General features: G+C 67.8%; 13 protein-coding genes. 8 read left to right on the forward strand and 5 right to left on the reverse strand.

The annotated features are described in order from the left end of the window. Nucleotides 1-9: 9 nt before the first annotated feature. Complete coding sequence (locus tag LL239_RS06475; protein ID WP_308218562.1) at nt 10-912, reverse strand: glycosyltransferase family 2 protein; 903 nt, start codon at nt 910-912, stop codon at nt 10-12. Between LL239_RS06475 and LL239_RS06480 the strand changes: the two genes are divergently transcribed. Together LL239_RS06480 and LL239_RS06485 are read left to right on the forward strand one after the other, a co-directional pair. Next, nucleotides 858-1,340: a GtrA family protein gene (locus tag LL239_RS06480; RefSeq protein WP_228162627.1), complete on the forward strand. Its 483-nt coding sequence runs from the start codon at nt 858-860 to the stop codon at nt 1,338-1,340. The two genes, LL239_RS06475 and LL239_RS06480, sit on opposite strands and share 55 nt — an antisense overlap. Then, nucleotides 1,337-1,621, forward strand: coding sequence for a hypothetical protein (locus LL239_RS06485; RefSeq protein ID WP_228162628.1), 285 nt, complete (start codon nt 1,337-1,339; stop codon nt 1,619-1,621). Before LL239_RS06480 ends, LL239_RS06485 begins: the two co-directional genes overlap by 4 nt. Before the next feature lie 46 nt (nt 1,622-1,667). On the opposite strand, the gene LL239_RS06490 is transcribed toward LL239_RS06485, so the two are convergent. Beyond that, complete coding sequence (locus tag LL239_RS06490) at nt 1,668-3,434, reverse strand: DUF4012 domain-containing protein (RefSeq protein WP_228162629.1); 1,767 nt, start codon at nt 3,432-3,434, stop codon at nt 1,668-1,670. Between the two features lie 390 nt (nt 3,435-3,824). On the opposite strand from LL239_RS06490, the gene LL239_RS18030 reads away from it, so the two are divergent. Genes LL239_RS18030 through LL239_RS06510 form a run of 4 tightly spaced genes read left to right on the forward strand, consistent with a single transcriptional unit; the run spans nt 3,825 to nt 8,170 of the window. Beyond that, the gene (locus LL239_RS18030; RefSeq protein ID WP_308218563.1) at nt 3,825-4,526 is read left to right on the forward strand and encodes an acyltransferase; all 702 of its coding nucleotides are present in this window, start codon (nt 3,825-3,827) and stop codon (nt 4,524-4,526) included. Continuing rightward, nucleotides 4,523-5,617 carry a glycosyltransferase family 4 protein gene (locus LL239_RS06500; RefSeq protein WP_228162630.1) on the forward strand — a complete coding sequence of 365 codons (1,095 nt, stop codon included), beginning with the start codon at nt 4,523-4,525 and terminating at the stop codon, nt 5,615-5,617. The genes LL239_RS18030 and LL239_RS06500 overlap by 4 nt, the downstream gene beginning before the upstream one ends. After that, complete coding sequence (locus LL239_RS06505; RefSeq protein WP_228162631.1) at nt 5,614-6,960, forward strand: O-antigen ligase family protein; 1,347 nt, start codon at nt 5,614-5,616, stop codon at nt 6,958-6,960. Before LL239_RS06500 ends, LL239_RS06505 begins: the two co-directional genes overlap by 4 nt. Beyond that, complete coding sequence (locus LL239_RS06510; protein ID WP_228162632.1) at nt 6,941-8,170, forward strand: hypothetical protein; 1,230 nt, start codon at nt 6,941-6,943, stop codon at nt 8,168-8,170. Before LL239_RS06505 ends, LL239_RS06510 begins: the two co-directional genes overlap by 20 nt. Before the next feature lie 30 nt (nt 8,171-8,200). On the opposite strand, the gene LL239_RS06515 is transcribed toward LL239_RS06510, so the two are convergent. Beyond that, nucleotides 8,201-9,064: a hypothetical protein gene (locus tag LL239_RS06515; RefSeq protein ID WP_228162633.1), complete on the reverse strand. Its 864-nt coding sequence runs from the start codon at nt 9,062-9,064 to the stop codon at nt 8,201-8,203. Between the two features lie 207 nt (nt 9,065-9,271). Here LL239_RS06515 and LL239_RS06520 point away from each other — a divergent pair, with 207 nt between their 5' ends. Next, on the forward strand, nt 9,272-10,357 hold the full coding sequence (locus LL239_RS06520) for a hypothetical protein (RefSeq protein ID WP_228162634.1): 1,086 nt from the start codon (nt 9,272-9,274) through the stop codon (nt 10,355-10,357). Then, complete coding sequence (gene lepB / locus LL239_RS06525; protein WP_228162637.1) at nt 10,354-11,076, forward strand: signal peptidase I; 723 nt, start codon at nt 10,354-10,356, stop codon at nt 11,074-11,076. The genes LL239_RS06520 and lepB overlap by 4 nt, the downstream gene beginning before the upstream one ends. A gap of 99 nt (nt 11,077-11,175) precedes the next feature. Here lepB and tuf read toward each other — a convergent pair whose 3' ends face one another. Both tuf and fusA read right to left on the reverse strand, forming a co-directional pair. Continuing rightward, nucleotides 11,176-12,369 carry an elongation factor Tu gene (gene tuf, locus LL239_RS06530; RefSeq protein WP_228162638.1) on the reverse strand — a complete coding sequence of 398 codons (1,194 nt, stop codon included), beginning with the start codon at nt 12,367-12,369 and terminating at the stop codon, nt 11,176-11,178. 159 nt (nt 12,370-12,528) lie between these two features. Continuing rightward, nucleotides 12,529-14,643 carry an elongation factor G gene (gene fusA / locus LL239_RS06535; RefSeq protein WP_228162640.1) on the reverse strand — a complete coding sequence of 705 codons (2,115 nt, stop codon included), beginning with the start codon at nt 14,641-14,643 and terminating at the stop codon, nt 12,529-12,531. Between the last annotated feature and the right edge of the window lie 10 nt (nt 14,644-14,653).

Here is a 14,653-nt window from a genome sequence, read left to right on the forward strand (position 1 = left end):
CCCGCACGGTCAGCCACGCAGAGCCGCGGTACGGCGATCGGGGCGGCCAGCGCGACGGCGCGACCGCGCTATGTCGACATGCCAGAGCTCTGCGAATGCGCGCCGGGCGAAGCGGAGAAGCTGGCGCGGCGGAAACACGAGGCGTGCTCGACCCGACCCCCACATCGTCCCCTGCGCGTTGGCCCCGCGACGCGGAATGCTCGTCACGGCGATATAGCGAACGCGGAAGCGCCAGCGGGCCTCAGCGATCGAGAAATGCACATGCGGAACCAGCGCATTATCTGGGACGCCGGACATGAGCCTCCGTAGCGCGTCCGGCCGGTATGCGCGCAGCGGAGTGTTGACGTCGGGTACTGGCCTCCCGCACAGCATGAGCGCGGCGAAACCGACGAGGGCGCTGAGGGTCCGTCGGAACCATGGGTCCGTCCTGCCGCGGCGCACGCCGTGGACAACGTCGGCGCCGTTCAGAGCAGCCGCGACCCGTGCGATGTCGTCTCCCAGGAACTGCCCGTCACCGTCGACGTGCACGATCGCGTCCGCACCGCTCCTGAGGCCCTCGGCATAGGCTGCGAGGGCCGACGGTCCGTGCCCGCGGTTCGTGGGGGCGCGCACGACGTCGGCCAAGTCGGCAGCCGACGCGCCTGTGCCGTCGGTAGAGGCGTCATCCACGACGATCAGGGTGACAGACGTCGCACGGGCCTCGAACGAGGCTCGTATCTCCGCGAGGAACGTCGGCAATCCCTCCGCCTCATTGAAGGCGGGTATCACGACCGCTACATGGTCCCTACCCTGCACCCTGGCATCCCCGTTCCCGACCGGGGTGATCTCACCCGTCACTTCCCCCGAACATGTAGCGTATGACACTCGTGGGGCGCAGCCGGAATCTTCGCCGTGCAGGCGCGCTGTCTGCACGCTTCCTCGTCGTGGGCGCGGCCAGCACGCTCATCGAGGTGGTGGCGTTCAATCTCCTGCTCATCGCTGGGGTAGACCCCGTGTCAGCGAAGGTGATCGCCTCGCTGATCGCGCTGGTCAACGCATACATCGGAAACCGCGAGTGGGCTTTCCGCACCCGGTCCCGGACGGGTGCAGGGCGACAGATCATTCGGTTCTTGATCGTCAATGCCGCCTGCACCGCCATCGGAGGTGGCGCGGTCTGGCTGGGCGCGCGTGCGCTGGACGCCGTTTTCGGCGAGACTCACCCCCTTGGGCTCAACATTGTGAACCTCGTCTCCATCGCCGGTGTGACCGTCGTCCGCTTCGCGCTCTATCACTTCTTCGTCTTCCCGTCGGCCCGGGTCACGACAGGCGCCGAAACACCCTCGGGTAGGCTCGCTCCGTGAAGACAGCCCCCCGAGTCCTCGGCAGCCTGTCGCTGCTGGCCGCCGTCGCGTCCCTCGGCGTACAGCTCGCAGTCGTCGCACGGATATGGGCAGCTTTTGTGGAGACGATCTCGCTGCCGAGCACTCTCGCGCTGAGTACGGCGGGTGCGGTGCTGGGCCTCGCCCTCGCCGTAGTCGCCGTGGTTCTGCGTCGGGGATCATTTGGGGTGCTCGCCCCCATCGCGGCGCTAACCAATCTCGGCCTGCTCGCCGCGTACGCCTATCTGTTCGTCGTGCTCTGAGGCGTCGCTGCTTTAGTGCGAGACCGGTGCCGCCCGGTTCTTGACCCTATTTGCACGGAGCTTCCACAACGGTGCTCGAAACGGGATTGACCATCGGTGTGTGGACCAATGCGACGTCGTCGCCGTCCGCCCGCGTCCCCTCGAACTTCACAGCGAGCGTGTGCACCGTCTGAGGGGGGTTGACGATCCACAACCGCCCGACGGGACGGTCGAGGTGCTCCCCCGTCGTGATGGCCACGTCCGCGCCGTCGACCACAGCATTCACGAAGTGTGAGCCGATGGGGCCATAGATCTGCAGATCGGTTCCGATGGTGCCCTTTGGGTAGTGCGCGCCCGCGTTGACGTATTCGACGAGGCTGTTGGAAGTAGCCTCGTCGAGGCCGTTGGCGAACGTCACGACGGCTGTGTAGGTCGGGACAGCCGAGCAACGGTCGACGACAAGCTCCGTCGACATGTTCGTGTAAAAGCTGAGCTTCGCTTCGGTGAGGTCGTTCACGAAGACGCCAACGGTGGCATCCGTGCCCTCCGACGTCGACGGAAGGGGCCCGAGAAGACGCGATCCGGCGAATGTGGCCCGTGCCGCATCATCGAACGGGTAGAAGTAGATGCGGTTCTCATCGATGGATCTGACGACGGCGGAGGCGAAGGGGATCGGCGAGAAGTCCCCCGAGGAGATTGCGTCGAAGACTTCCACGGCCGCAGACGCGAAGAAGATGTCCTGGTCCTTGTTGTCGGGATAACGTGCGTAGACGTCGCTGAGCAGGATGCGAACCGCGTCCGTCGCGGTAAGTTCATCGCCCGTCGCGAGGGTGATGGGACCGGTCGCTTCGAGGATGTAGGACAGTACGACGGGATCGATCGCCAGCACCCCGTCTACGGGCGTACCGAAACGCTCGGTCCAGTAGGCCTTCGCCAGTTCCGCAGAAAGACCGAAATCAGGCGTTGATGTCACGTCCTGCGACCAACGCCCGATCTTGTCGTCGTAGAGCTTGACGACTTCCGGGTCGAGCGGCACAATCGGCGTCTCCCGCTCGTTGGCGAAATCACGGCTGGATGCCTGCTGGACTATATCCAATCTGCCGTTCTCGACCCTGAGGAGGACGACGGATGCGGGGATACCTCCCAACCCCCGAGCCTCCGCATTGTTCTGCACGAGAAGCAGATAATTCTTGGGCCCGTCCTGCCCCATCAAGGATGGGAGCTGCGGCAGGACGGCGTCGGCTCGCGAGAGCGCCGGCTGCAGCGCGGCGACTGCTGCGGTGAGCTGCGACAGCGGCTCGCGGAGCAGTCCGGGAACCTGCCGAAGATTCACACCCTCCAGGGCACCCGACGCGCGCTCGGCCGCATCAGAAGCTGCCGCGATCGGGGCAGAGAGCTCTGTGAGCCCGGCGATGTTGAAAGTCCCACCCCGGGGCCTCAGCAGGGCGGGATCGATGTCGACCAACTCGGGCAGCACGCCTTTCGCGAGCTCATCGACGGCGACGGTTGATTCGCGCACGGCGTGAAGCGACGGCCCGATGAACGGTGCCTGCTCGGCGATCCACCACAGCCAGGTGTCGGCTGCGCCGCGGGCTGCTCCGGCGTGCATCTGCAACTCAGCGATCGAGTCGTCAAGCGCCCCGCGGTCGTCGGAGGCGAACTGTTCCTGCATCTCCGACACAACGGGAACCGCGGCACGGAGTTCTTTCTGTGCGACAAATGCGCCGACACCGACGGCGGCGACGATGGCGACGAGCGCTGCACAAAGAGCGCCGAGCGCGAGCCATGCGATGACCGCCGGACGGACGCGGCGGCGAGAGGATGCACGTGACATTTCAATCCGATCACGCCGCGAGTCGGTGGTCCGGCGTCGGGCGCGACGGGCACCTGCCGCGCGGTCGGTATGCTACCTGAGTCCGGTGGGAGCCTTCAGAAGAGCGATCTCGACGCGCTGCTGGAAGAGGGGCTTTCGTCGGCCGACAGAGTATGGGGAAACGCGTGGAGCAGAAGTCGCGGGTCGCCCTGCCAGCCCCAGCGATGATCATCGACGACGCTCCCTGGAATATCTCAGATTCCGCGCCGAACCCTCGTAATACTGCAGTGATGGATTCCGTCTCGAGCATGGGAAGACGCTCGCCGTCGCCTTCGGGCGCGCCCCGACGTCCGACCCGCTCGCCGTGGCGTTTCTGCCGTCGCGCGAACAGAAGGGATTCGGTGAGCTGAAGTGGGTATCGCCCAGAAGATCATCGACGAGCAGCGCCAGCGCGTCCTCGAAGCAGGAAGCGCCCGCTGGCGGATCGTCAGCGCGCAACTGGCGGCGAAGGTCGGTCCCATGGCCGTTCGCGGCGCTCTGCTGGCTCCCCGGCTCGGTTCCCGGCGAGGATTGCCGCTCATCGGCCGAGGCGTGCGCGTGCGAAACCCTCACCTCGTGCATGTGGGGACGGATGTCGTCGTCGAGGATTTCGCGGAGATCCAGGGCCTGAGCCGTGAAGGCATCCGGCTCGGCGACCGGGTGTCCATCGGGTCCGGCGCCCTCATTCGACCCAGCAGCTATTACTCGCGCGCTGTCGGGGTGGGTCTTGTCATGGGCGACGACAGCAGCCTGTCACCGGGCTGCTACATCGGATGTTCCGGGGGCGTGACGATCGGCGAGAAAACGATGCTCGGGCCCGGCGTACGAGTATTCGCGGAGGACCACGTCATGGACGACCCCACCGTCGATGTGAAGTCACAAGGCGTGGCCTGGGCGCCCATCACGATCGGCTCCGGCTGCTGGATCGCCAGCGGCGTCACCATCACCTCCGGTGTCACGATCGGTGACGGCGCCGTGATCGCGGCCGGCGCCGTCGTCACTCGTGATGTCCCCGCCGGCGCCGTGTTCGGAGGCATCCCGGCGCGCGAGATCAAGAATCGGAACATGTCGTGAGTCGGCGACGCGCCATCGTCATCCATCCCTCGGACGAGATGTACGGGGCGGACCGAGTGCTCCTCGAGGTGCTGCGCACCGTCCCGGACGATCTCGATCTCGAGGTGTGGCTGCCGACGGACATCGACTATCCAGAGCGGGCGCTGTCGCAAGCCCTCACCAGACGCGGCATCACCGTCCGACACCTCGCCCTCCCGATCATGCGGCGCGCCTACCTGCGCCCGTCGAGCCTCTTCGGGCTCGCCGTCCGCGCGCTGTCGACCGGCGTGCGTCTCATCGCCGCGCGGCCCGCACTGGTCTACGTGAGCACCGCCGCCGCGGCATTGACCGCACCGCCCGCTCGACTTTCCGGCGCTCGCGTCGTGCTCCATCTACACGAGCACATCGGTAGCCGTTCCCGCTCCGTCATCCCCTTCCTGCGCTACGCGCACCACATCATCGCCGTCAGCTCTGCAGTGGCGCGAGCCCTCCCGTTGCATCTCCGCGGCCGTACGACCGTGGTGCACAACGGCTTCGACACGGATGCGCCGAAAGAGCTGCCTCCCTTCGGGGACGGGATCCGCGTGATCATCGCAAGTCGCTGGAACGCCTGGAAGGGGCATCGGGTCTTCCTGGAGGCGTGGAACCGTATGACGCGGACCGACCTCACACTGGAAGTCCTGGGCGACGCCCCGCCCATCGGCGAAGCCATCGATGTTCGGGCACTCGTCGCAGAGTCGCCCCGAGGCCCGCAGATCACGGTCATCGGACGCACCACCGATGTCCGCGCCCATCTGGATGCCGCGCACGTCGTGGTCGTGCCCAGTGTGCTGCCCGACCCGCTTCCCACCATCGCGATCGAAGCTCTCGGCGCCGGGCGCGCCCTCCTCGTGAGCGACGCCGGTGGCCTGCGGGAGATCGTGGGCGACAGTCCCCTGCTCGTCACCCCGGGAAGCGTCGAGGACTGGACTGCAGCGCTCGACGCGCTCGACGAGGCCACCATCCGCGAGGCCGCCGCGTCCGCCCGTGAACGCTTCGAACGCCTTTTCGCACGGGACACGTTCGATCGACGCATCCGCGCCGAGCTCTGGGACCTCGTCACCGGATCATGACGTTCTCGACCGCCACGGCCTACGCCCGCCCGACCCTCACGGGCCGGACGCGTCTGATCACGCTCGGTCTCGTCGCGGCGGTGGTCATCGGGTCGTTCCTGGGGCGTTACGACGCCGACGTGATCGGCTTCCGCGTGCGGGTCGAACAGGTGGTCCCGCTCGCCCTCGCGCTCTGGATGCTGGCGCACCCTGCTCTTCGCGGTCCCTTCGTCCGCGCGCTGCGGCATCCCGTTCCCCTCGTCTACGGGGTCTTCGTCGCCTGGAACGTCGTGACGACGGCGGTCTTCTCGCCGAGTCTGACGTGGAGTGCGTCGATCCTCATCTGGCTGGCGATCGACCTGCTGCTGCTCGTCTCGCTCATGGCGATCGCCGAGGGCGCCGACCTGGCAGCACGTCTGGGCCGACTCTCTGTCGCCCCCTGGGCTCTCGTCGGATTCGCCGCGTACGCGGTCGCCAACCTCTCGCGAGGGCAGGTGGCGCTGGGAACCGACTTCGACTACCTCTACGAGGTCTACGTCGCGCGGGTGACGGCGATCGAGGCCAACATCTACGCCTCGATCCTCATCTTCTGGGCCCTTCTCGCCGTCACCCGTCGCGGCATCGGCCGCTGGGAGACGGCGGCGATCGCGGTGAGCGTCCCCCTCGGCCTCGTCGCCTCGCAGACCCGCACAGCGGTGTTCAGCCTCGTTCTGGGCCTCGGCGTCTTCGCCCTCTACACGGTGTTCTCGCGCCGCTCGCCGTGGCGGGAGCGACTGGCGCGCATCGTGCCGGCGGCAGCGCTCGTGGCGGCCCTCGTGGTCGTCTACGGCGTCATCGCCGCTCTCGGCGGCACCGAGCCCGCCGACCGGACCCTCGCACCGAGCGCGAGCGACAGCGCTTCGCCCGCGCCGACGCGTGAACCCGATCCGACCAACCCCGAGCAGCAGAACAAGATCGGCGACGTCGACTTCCAAGGCGGCACGATCGCGTTCCGCTGGGAGGTCGCAGGACTCGCCGCGCAGGAGATGACGGGCGTCAACCTCTGGTTCGGCAATGGAACCAACACGTTCGGCCTGCGCCACGAGCAGCCGGGGACGCCCGGAGTCAGCGGGCACATCATCATGCTGCCGGTCCAGGTGCTGTACGACGGCGGAATCGTGGGCCTGGGCCTTCTCGTCGCGCTCTTCGTGACCGTGTTCGTCTGCGTGCCGCGAGAGCGCAGACCCGTCGCCGCGGGCCTGCTCGTGTCCTACCTGGTGTCGGCCACGCTCACGAGCATGTTCTGGTTCGCGATCACCTGGATCCTCATCGCCGTGATCCTGCGTCCGGTCACCGAGGACGAACGTGACCTCCCCCGGATCTGAGGCCCCCGCACCGCACCGGGGTCGCAGCGTCGCGCTCCTGACAGCAGTGTCGGCGGTCTCGGCGATCTCGCCTCTCATCGCGCTCCCTCTCATCACCCGCGCGGCCGGTCCCACCGCCTTCGCGGAGATCGCGATCGGTCAGGCCCTGGGCACCCTCGCCGCCACCCTCATCACGTTCGGCTGGGCCGTGCGCGGACCCGTCGAGGCCGCACGGTCGGCCCACCCCGCCCGTGTCTTCCGGGCGAGCGTTCTGGTGCGCGGCACCAACAGCCTCGTCGTCCTTCCGCTCGTCGCCCTTGTCGCCGCGTTCGCGAGCCACGCCGACGATCACGCCCTCGCGATCGTCTCGGCGCTCGCCTTCTCCCTCCAGGGCCTCTCCGTGAGCTGGTACGCGATCGGTGTCGGCCGCCCGTTGCTCGCGCTCGTCTTCGATGCCATCCCCCGCATCGTGCTCAACGTCGCCGGTGCTGCCGCGGCGCTGCTCGTCGGCATCCCGCTCCTGTACCCGGCGACACTGCTCGTCGGAACGATCGCGGCGTTCCTCGGTGCGACGTGGCTCATCGGTCTGCGCGAACGGTTCTCGGTGCGCGCGATCTTCGGGGACGCCGTCTCCGCGTACCGGGAGGGGTGGCGGACCGCCCTGAGCGCCGGTCTGCTGACGTTCTCGGAGACGGCTCCCCTGTCCACTCTCGGCGTCGTCGGCTCGCCCGCGGCGATCGCCTTCGCACCGTTCGACCGCGTGCTGAAGTACGGCTATATCGGCGTCTACATGATCACGTCGTCCTTCCAGGGCTGGGTGTCCTCGTCCGACGGAGAGATCGCGCTGCGACGGATGCGTCGGACCATCGGTCTCCACGCCCTCCTCGCCCTCGCCCTCGGCGCCGGTTTCGCGCTGGTGGTGCCGTGGGCGACCCCCGTCGTGCTCGGGGCGGGCTTCGAGGTCACGCCTTCGACGGCGCTCTTCGGGGGCATCGCCCTCGCCGCGATGACCATCGCGACCGCGCTCGGGCTGTGCGTGGTTCTCCCGTCTGGTCGCGACGGCGCCTATCTCACCGCCGTATGCCTGGGCGCGCTCCTCATCACACCGGCCGTGATCGCGGGGGCCGGTATCGCCGGCGTGACCGGTGCCGCGGCGGGCGTCGCGCTCGTCCAGCTCGCGACGCTGGCGGCCTTGGCGACAGCGTCCGCTCCGGTGTTGCGCGGTCGGTGAGCGACGCGTCGACGCCGTGAGGGGTCGCGCTCAGGCGAGGATGTACCCCGCCACCGACATGGCGACCCACACTCCGGTGAAGACGATGCCCATGAGAAGCGGACCCCAGAAGCGCCCCGACAGTCCCACGAACACGGATGCCGCGATGCCGAGGCCGACGAGCAACGCCATCGGCATCCCCGAAACGGTCCCGGCGAACACGACGGGGATGATGGCGAATGCGGCGGCCGAGACGACCCCGGCCACGATCCGCGCCACCGTCGACGACAGACGCTTCGCGACGTACCTCAGCGCGGCCGGGTACACGAAGCCGATCGCGAAGAACGTCAGCATGAACGTGACGGCGAACGGCGTCGCGACGCCGAGCACCAGCCAGCGCGGTGACAGTGCGGCCAGCGCCGGGAAGCCCAGCGACCCGGCCCACACCCCCGTCACGAAGGGCAGGAGCGCACCGAGCACGAGAGCCCACAGCACATCGAGGCCCCGCAGCGCGAAGAATCCCGCGGGGCGGGTTCGCGCCATCAGCGCGATTCCGGTGCCCCCGAGGACGATGGATGCCAGGAGCCCCCCGAGGCTGCGACCGGCGGCGCCGTCGAATCCGACGGTGACGAGAAGCCCGACGATGGTGGCCACCACCAACGCGGCTGCGGCCGCCACGAGAGGCTTCCACGTGCCGACGAACGACGACGGGCCTCCGTCACCGGAGCCTTTTGCGGAGCGGTCGAGGGGCTCGGGGCGATCGTGCACGGCCGTAGAGCCATCAGACGCCGCGGGGCGCTCGTCGGCGACATGAGACGCGTCGAGACCGAGCAGCTGCTCGGTCGTGGGGCCGTCGACCGCAGCCCGCTGCTCCCGGCGGGAGCGCCGGCTCGACTCGAAGGGGGCGTCACTCACCCGATCAGCTTACGGGTTTCGTCTTCGACGCCCGTGTCGAACGGCGGCGAGACGTGCGTCGGTGGGCCCGCGCCCGGCTTCACCCGTGCGGCGCAGGGGAGGCCGGGCGGAATCGGCGGGGATCGGCCCGACTACGGTGGGCGCGCTGCCGGCCGGGCGTCTCCGCCCGAGCGGCCATCCATCTGCCGTGTCCTGCGAAAGGGAAGCATGGGACCCGTCGACGAACGACAGCGAACCACCCCCGTCGCGGAGGTCGATGCGCTCGGCATCCGGGTCGCCATCCATGCCGGCTCCGCCTACCCGGCAGCCGTCGTCGCGGAGGTCGCGGACGCGTGGCGGGACTGCCGCACCGCACGCATCGCCCCCGTTCTGCGGCGCCGAACGGAGCTTCCGGCGACGGATCACCTCGACGCGGCCCGCCTCCTCTCCGACCTCTCCACGCGCGTGACGCTCGAGGCGCTGAGCGCCCTGCGCGGGACGCGTCTGCTGCTGCACGCAGCCGGCGTGGCGGCACCCGATGGGCGCGTGCTCGCCCTGGTCGGGCCGTCGGGCCGAGGGAAGACGACAGCGGTCCGCCACCTGGGTGAGCACTTCGGCTACGTGAGCGACGAGAGCGTGGCCGTCGATCCCGATCTCTCGGTGTCGCCGTATCGCAAACCGCTCTCGCTGATCGTCGAAGGCCGTCCCTTCAAGCAGCAGGTCGCACCGAGCGGTCTCGGCCTCCTGCCCCTGCCCGACACCGATCTGACGCTGGCCGGGATCACCTTGCTCGAGCGGACGCCGCACACCGACGAACCCGTGGTGCTCCCCCTCGATCTCATCGACGCGATCTCCGAGATGACCCCGCAGATCAGCTACCTGGCGGAACTGCCCAGCCCCCTGCAGTTCATCGCCCGGATCGTCGACCGGATCGGCTCAGTCACACGAGTCGTGTACGCGGATGCCACCGACCTGCCGCAGCTCGTCGCGTCGATGTTCACGGCACCGACGCCGGCCGCGCAGACGTGGACGGTCGCCCCGCCCGGCGTGCGGACCGGGCCGTGGCGGTGCACCGAGGTCGACGACGCGATCCTCGTCGACGGCCGCGCCTGCATCCTGCGGGAAGGCATCGTCTCGGTGCTGGATCGTCGGGGGTGTCTCGCGTGGACGATGTGTCTCCGGGGAGCCACGACGGAACAGATCACGGCCGCAGCCGTCGCCGCGTTCGGCGAACCGGGTCACGACTCCGCCCCGCTCCTCATCGAGCGAACGCTGCAGGACCTCCGCACACACGGACTCATCACGGGCGCATGACCGCCGCCACCGGAGGGGTGACTCCCCCTCGTCGTCGGGGCCCGCTGCGCCGTTCCCCGCTCGTGCACCTCATCCTGGCGGTGCTTCTGCTCGCGGTGACGCAGACCCTCCTGATCAAGCCGTTCCAGGTCCCCTCCCGTTCCATGGCCCCCACCCTGGAGGTCGGCGATCGCATCCTCGCCAGCCGCGTCGCCGTCGCGGTGTCCGCGCCGGGCCCGGGCGACATCGTCGTCTTCTCCCGCCCCGACGACTGGGGACCGCCCACCGAGCGCACGCTGTTGCGCACCCTGGCGGGATGGGTCGGCGACGTCGTCGGCTTCGGCCCGAGCAATCAGGACGCCCTCGTCAAGCGCATCATCGGCGGGCCCGGATCGACCGTCCGCTGCTGTTCCGCCGAGGGACTCGTCCAGGTCGACGGCGTCCCGCTCGTCGAGGACTATGTGGTCGACGATCTTGCATTCATCCCCGGGGTGAATGACTGCTCCACCACACCCGCCTCCCCCCGGTGCTTCGCCGCCATCTCCGTCCCGCCGGACGCGTACCTGGTCATGGGCGACAACCGAGCGAACTCCGCCGACTCGGTGGTCGCCTGCCGCGGGCTCACTGCGCCGCAGGAATCGTGCGCGCGGTTCGTCGGCCGAGAGGACGTGCTCGGCAAGGTGGTGGCCGTCATGTGGCCGCTGAATCGTGTCGGTGTGTTCTCTGACGACGGCCGATGACGGGCCGAAGAGCGTCAGCCCAGACGACGTCCATCGGGGCGGGAACGACGAAGGGCCGGGCCCGAAGGCCCGGCCCTTGCCGGTCAGTCCGAAAGGGACTTACTTGAGGATCTTGGTGACGGTACCGGCACCGACGGTGCGGCCACCCTCACGGATCGCGTAGCCGAGGCCCTCTTCCATGGCGATCGGCTGGATGAGCTCGACCGACATCTCGGTGGTGTCACCGGGCATGACCATCTCGGTGCCCTCGGGCAGCGTGATGACGCCGGTCACGTCCGTGGTGCGGAAGTAGAACTGCGGACGGTAGTTCGTGAAGAACGGGTTGTGACGGCCGCCCTCTTCCTTGGACAGGATGTACGCCGTGCCCTCGAAGTTGGTGTGCGGGGTGACCGAACCGGGCTTCACGACGACCTGGCCGCGCTCGACGTCGTCACGCTTGGTGCCGCGCAGGAGCAGACCACAGTTCTCGCCGGCCCAGGCCTCGTCGAGCTGCTTGTGGAACATCTCGATACCCGTGACCGTGGTCTTCTGCGTCGGGCGGATGCCGACGATCTCGACCTCGGAGTTGATCGCGAGGGTACCGCGCTCGGCGCGGCCCGTGACGACCGTGCCACGACCGGTGATGGTGAAGACGTCTTCGATCGGCATGAGGAACGGCTTGTCCTTGTCACGCACGGGGTCGGGGATGGACGAGTCGACGGCCTCCATGAGCTCGACGATCGAGTTCACCCACTGCTCGTCGCCCTCGAGAGCCTTCAGGCCCGAGACGCGAACGACGGGGGCGTTGTCGCCATCGAAGTCCTGCGAGGAGAGGAGCTCGCGCACCTCGAGCTCGACGAGCTCCAGGATCTCCTCGTCGTCCACCATGTCGGCCTTGTTCAGCGCGACGAGCAGGTAGGGGACGCCGACCTGCTTGGCGAGCAGAACGTGCTCACGCGTCTGGGCCATCGGGCCGTCGGTCGCCGCGACCACGAGGATCGCGCCGTCCATCTGAGCGGCACCGGTGATCATGTTCTTGATGTAGTCAGCGTGACCGGGGGCGTCGACGTGAGCGTAGTGACGCTTGGGGGTCTCGTACTCGACGTGCGAGATGTTGATGGTGATACCGCGCTGGCGCTCTTCCGGCGCCGAGTCGATCGACGCGAAGTCACGCTGGACGTTGGTGGCCGACGGGTACTTGTCGGCGAGCACCTTCGAGATGGCAGCGGTGAGCGTGGTCTTGCCGTGGTCGACGTGACCGATCGTTCCGATGTTCACGTGCGGCTTGGTCCGCTCGAACTTGGCCTTAGCCACTGGGTCCTCCTCAGGACGGTCGTGCAGAGTCTCGGGCGCTGGATTGCGACCGGTTCTCTACGGGGATGGTTCTCAGGTTACTAGAGAGTCGGTATTGAGTTTGAGCGGATGCCGGGAGCCCGGCCGGGGCGCAGGCCCCCGGCATCCACGAGAGCGGAGTTACTCGCCCTTGTTCTTCTGGATGATCTCGTCGGCCACGGCGCGAGGAACCTCGGCGTAGCTGTCGAACTCCATCGAGTACACGGCACGGCCCGACGTCTTCGAGCGCAGGTCGCCGATGTACCCGAACATCTCGGACAGCGGGACGTTCGCGCGGACGACCTTGACGCCGGCGGCATCCTCCATCGACTGGATCTGGCCGCGACGGGAGTTCAGGTCACCGATGACGTCACCCATGTACTCCTCGGGAGTACGCACCTCGACGGCCATGACCGGCTCGAGGAGGACGGGGTTCGCCTTGCGGACGGCCTCCTTGAAGCCCATCGAGCCGGCGATCTTGAACGCCATCTCGGACGAGTCGACGTCGTGCGAGGCACCGTCGAGCAGGGTGGCCTTGACACCCACCATGGGGTAGCCGGCGAGCACACCGACGTTCATGGCGTCCTGGAAGCCCTGGTCGGTCGGGGAGATGTACTCGCGCGGGATCCGGCCACCGGTGACCTTGTTCTCGAACTCGTACGTCTTGTCGGCCGTGACCTCGAGCGGCTCGATCGCGAACTGGATCTTCGCGAACTGACCCGAACCACCGGTCTGCTTCTTGTGGGTGTAGTCGTGGCGGTCGACGGTCTTCTTGATCGTCTCGCGGTAGGCCACCTGGGGCTTTCCGACGTTGGCCTCGACCTTGAACTCGCGCTTCATGCGGTCCACGAGGATGTCCAGGTGCAGCTCGCCCATGCCCTTGATGACCGTCTGGCCGGTCTCGGCGTTCTGCTCGACGCGGAACGTCGGGTCTTCCTCGGCGAGCTTCTGGATGGCGACACCCAGCTTCTCCTGGTCGGCCTTGGTCTTGGGCTCGATGGCGACCTCGATGACGGGCTCGGGGAAGGTCATCGACTCGAGCACGACCTGGTGGTCGGCGTCCGAGAGGGTGTCGCCCGTGGTGGTGTCCTTGAGGCCGATGACGGCGTAGATGTGACCGGCGGTGACCGAGTCGACCGGGTTCTCCTTGTTGGCGTGCATCTGGAAGATCTTCCCGATGCGCTCCTTCTTGCTCTTGGTCGAGTTCACGACCTGCGAGCCGGAGTCGAGGTGACCCGAGTACACGCGGATGTAGGTGAGGCGACCGAAGAACGGGTGCGACACGATCTTGAACGCGAGGGCCGCGAACGGCTCGTCACGGTCTGCGTGACGCTCGATGATCGTCTCTTCGTTCTTGGGGTCGTGCGCCTCGATGGCGGGGACGTCCAGCGGCGAGGGCAGGTAGTCCACGACCGCGTCGAGCATCGGCTGCACACCGCGGTTCTTGAACGCCGAGCCGCACAGCACGGGGTAGAGCTCGGAGTTGATCGTGAGCTTGCGGATCGCGCCCTTGATCTCGGCGACGGTGAGCTCCTCGCCACCGAAGTACTTCTCCAGCAGCGCCTCGTCGGACTCCGCGACGGTCTCGAGCAGCTTCTCGCGGTACTCGGCGGCCTTGTCGGCGAGGTCGGCAGGGATCTCCTGGATCTCGTACTTGGCGCCCATGGTCACGTCACCCTTGGCGTCGCCGGGCCACACGAGGGCACGCATCTCGACCAGGTCGATGACGCCGACGAAGTCGTTCTCGGCACCGATGGGCAGCTGCAGCACGAGCGGCTTGGCCTTGAGGCGGTTCACGATCGTGTCGACCGTGAAGTAGAAGTCGGCGCCCAGCTTGTCCATCTTGTTGACGAAGCAGATGCGGGGGACGTCGTACTTGTCGGCCTGACGCCACACCGTCTCGGACTGGGGCTCGACGCCCTCCTTGCCGTCGAAGACGGCGACGGCACCGTCGAGCACGCGCAGCGAACGCTCGACCTCGACCGTGAAGTCGACGTGTCCGGGGGTGTCGATGATGTTGATCTGGTGCTTGTCCCAGAAGCAGGTGACGGCGGCGGAGGTGATCGTGATGCCACGCTCCTGCTCCTGCTCCATCCAGTCGGTGGTCGCCGCACCGTCGTGCGTCTCACCGATCTTGTGGTTGACGCCCGTGTAGAACAGGATGCGCTCGGTCGTCGTCGTCTTGCCGGCATCGATGTGCGCCATGATGCCGATGTTGCGGACCTTGTGGAGGTCGGTGAGCACGTCTTGTGCCACGGGTGTCTTC

Source organism: Microbacterium testaceum, assembly GCF_020781835.1.
Classification (GTDB): Bacteria; Actinomycetota; Actinomycetes; order Actinomycetales; family Microbacteriaceae; genus Microbacterium; species Microbacterium testaceum_H.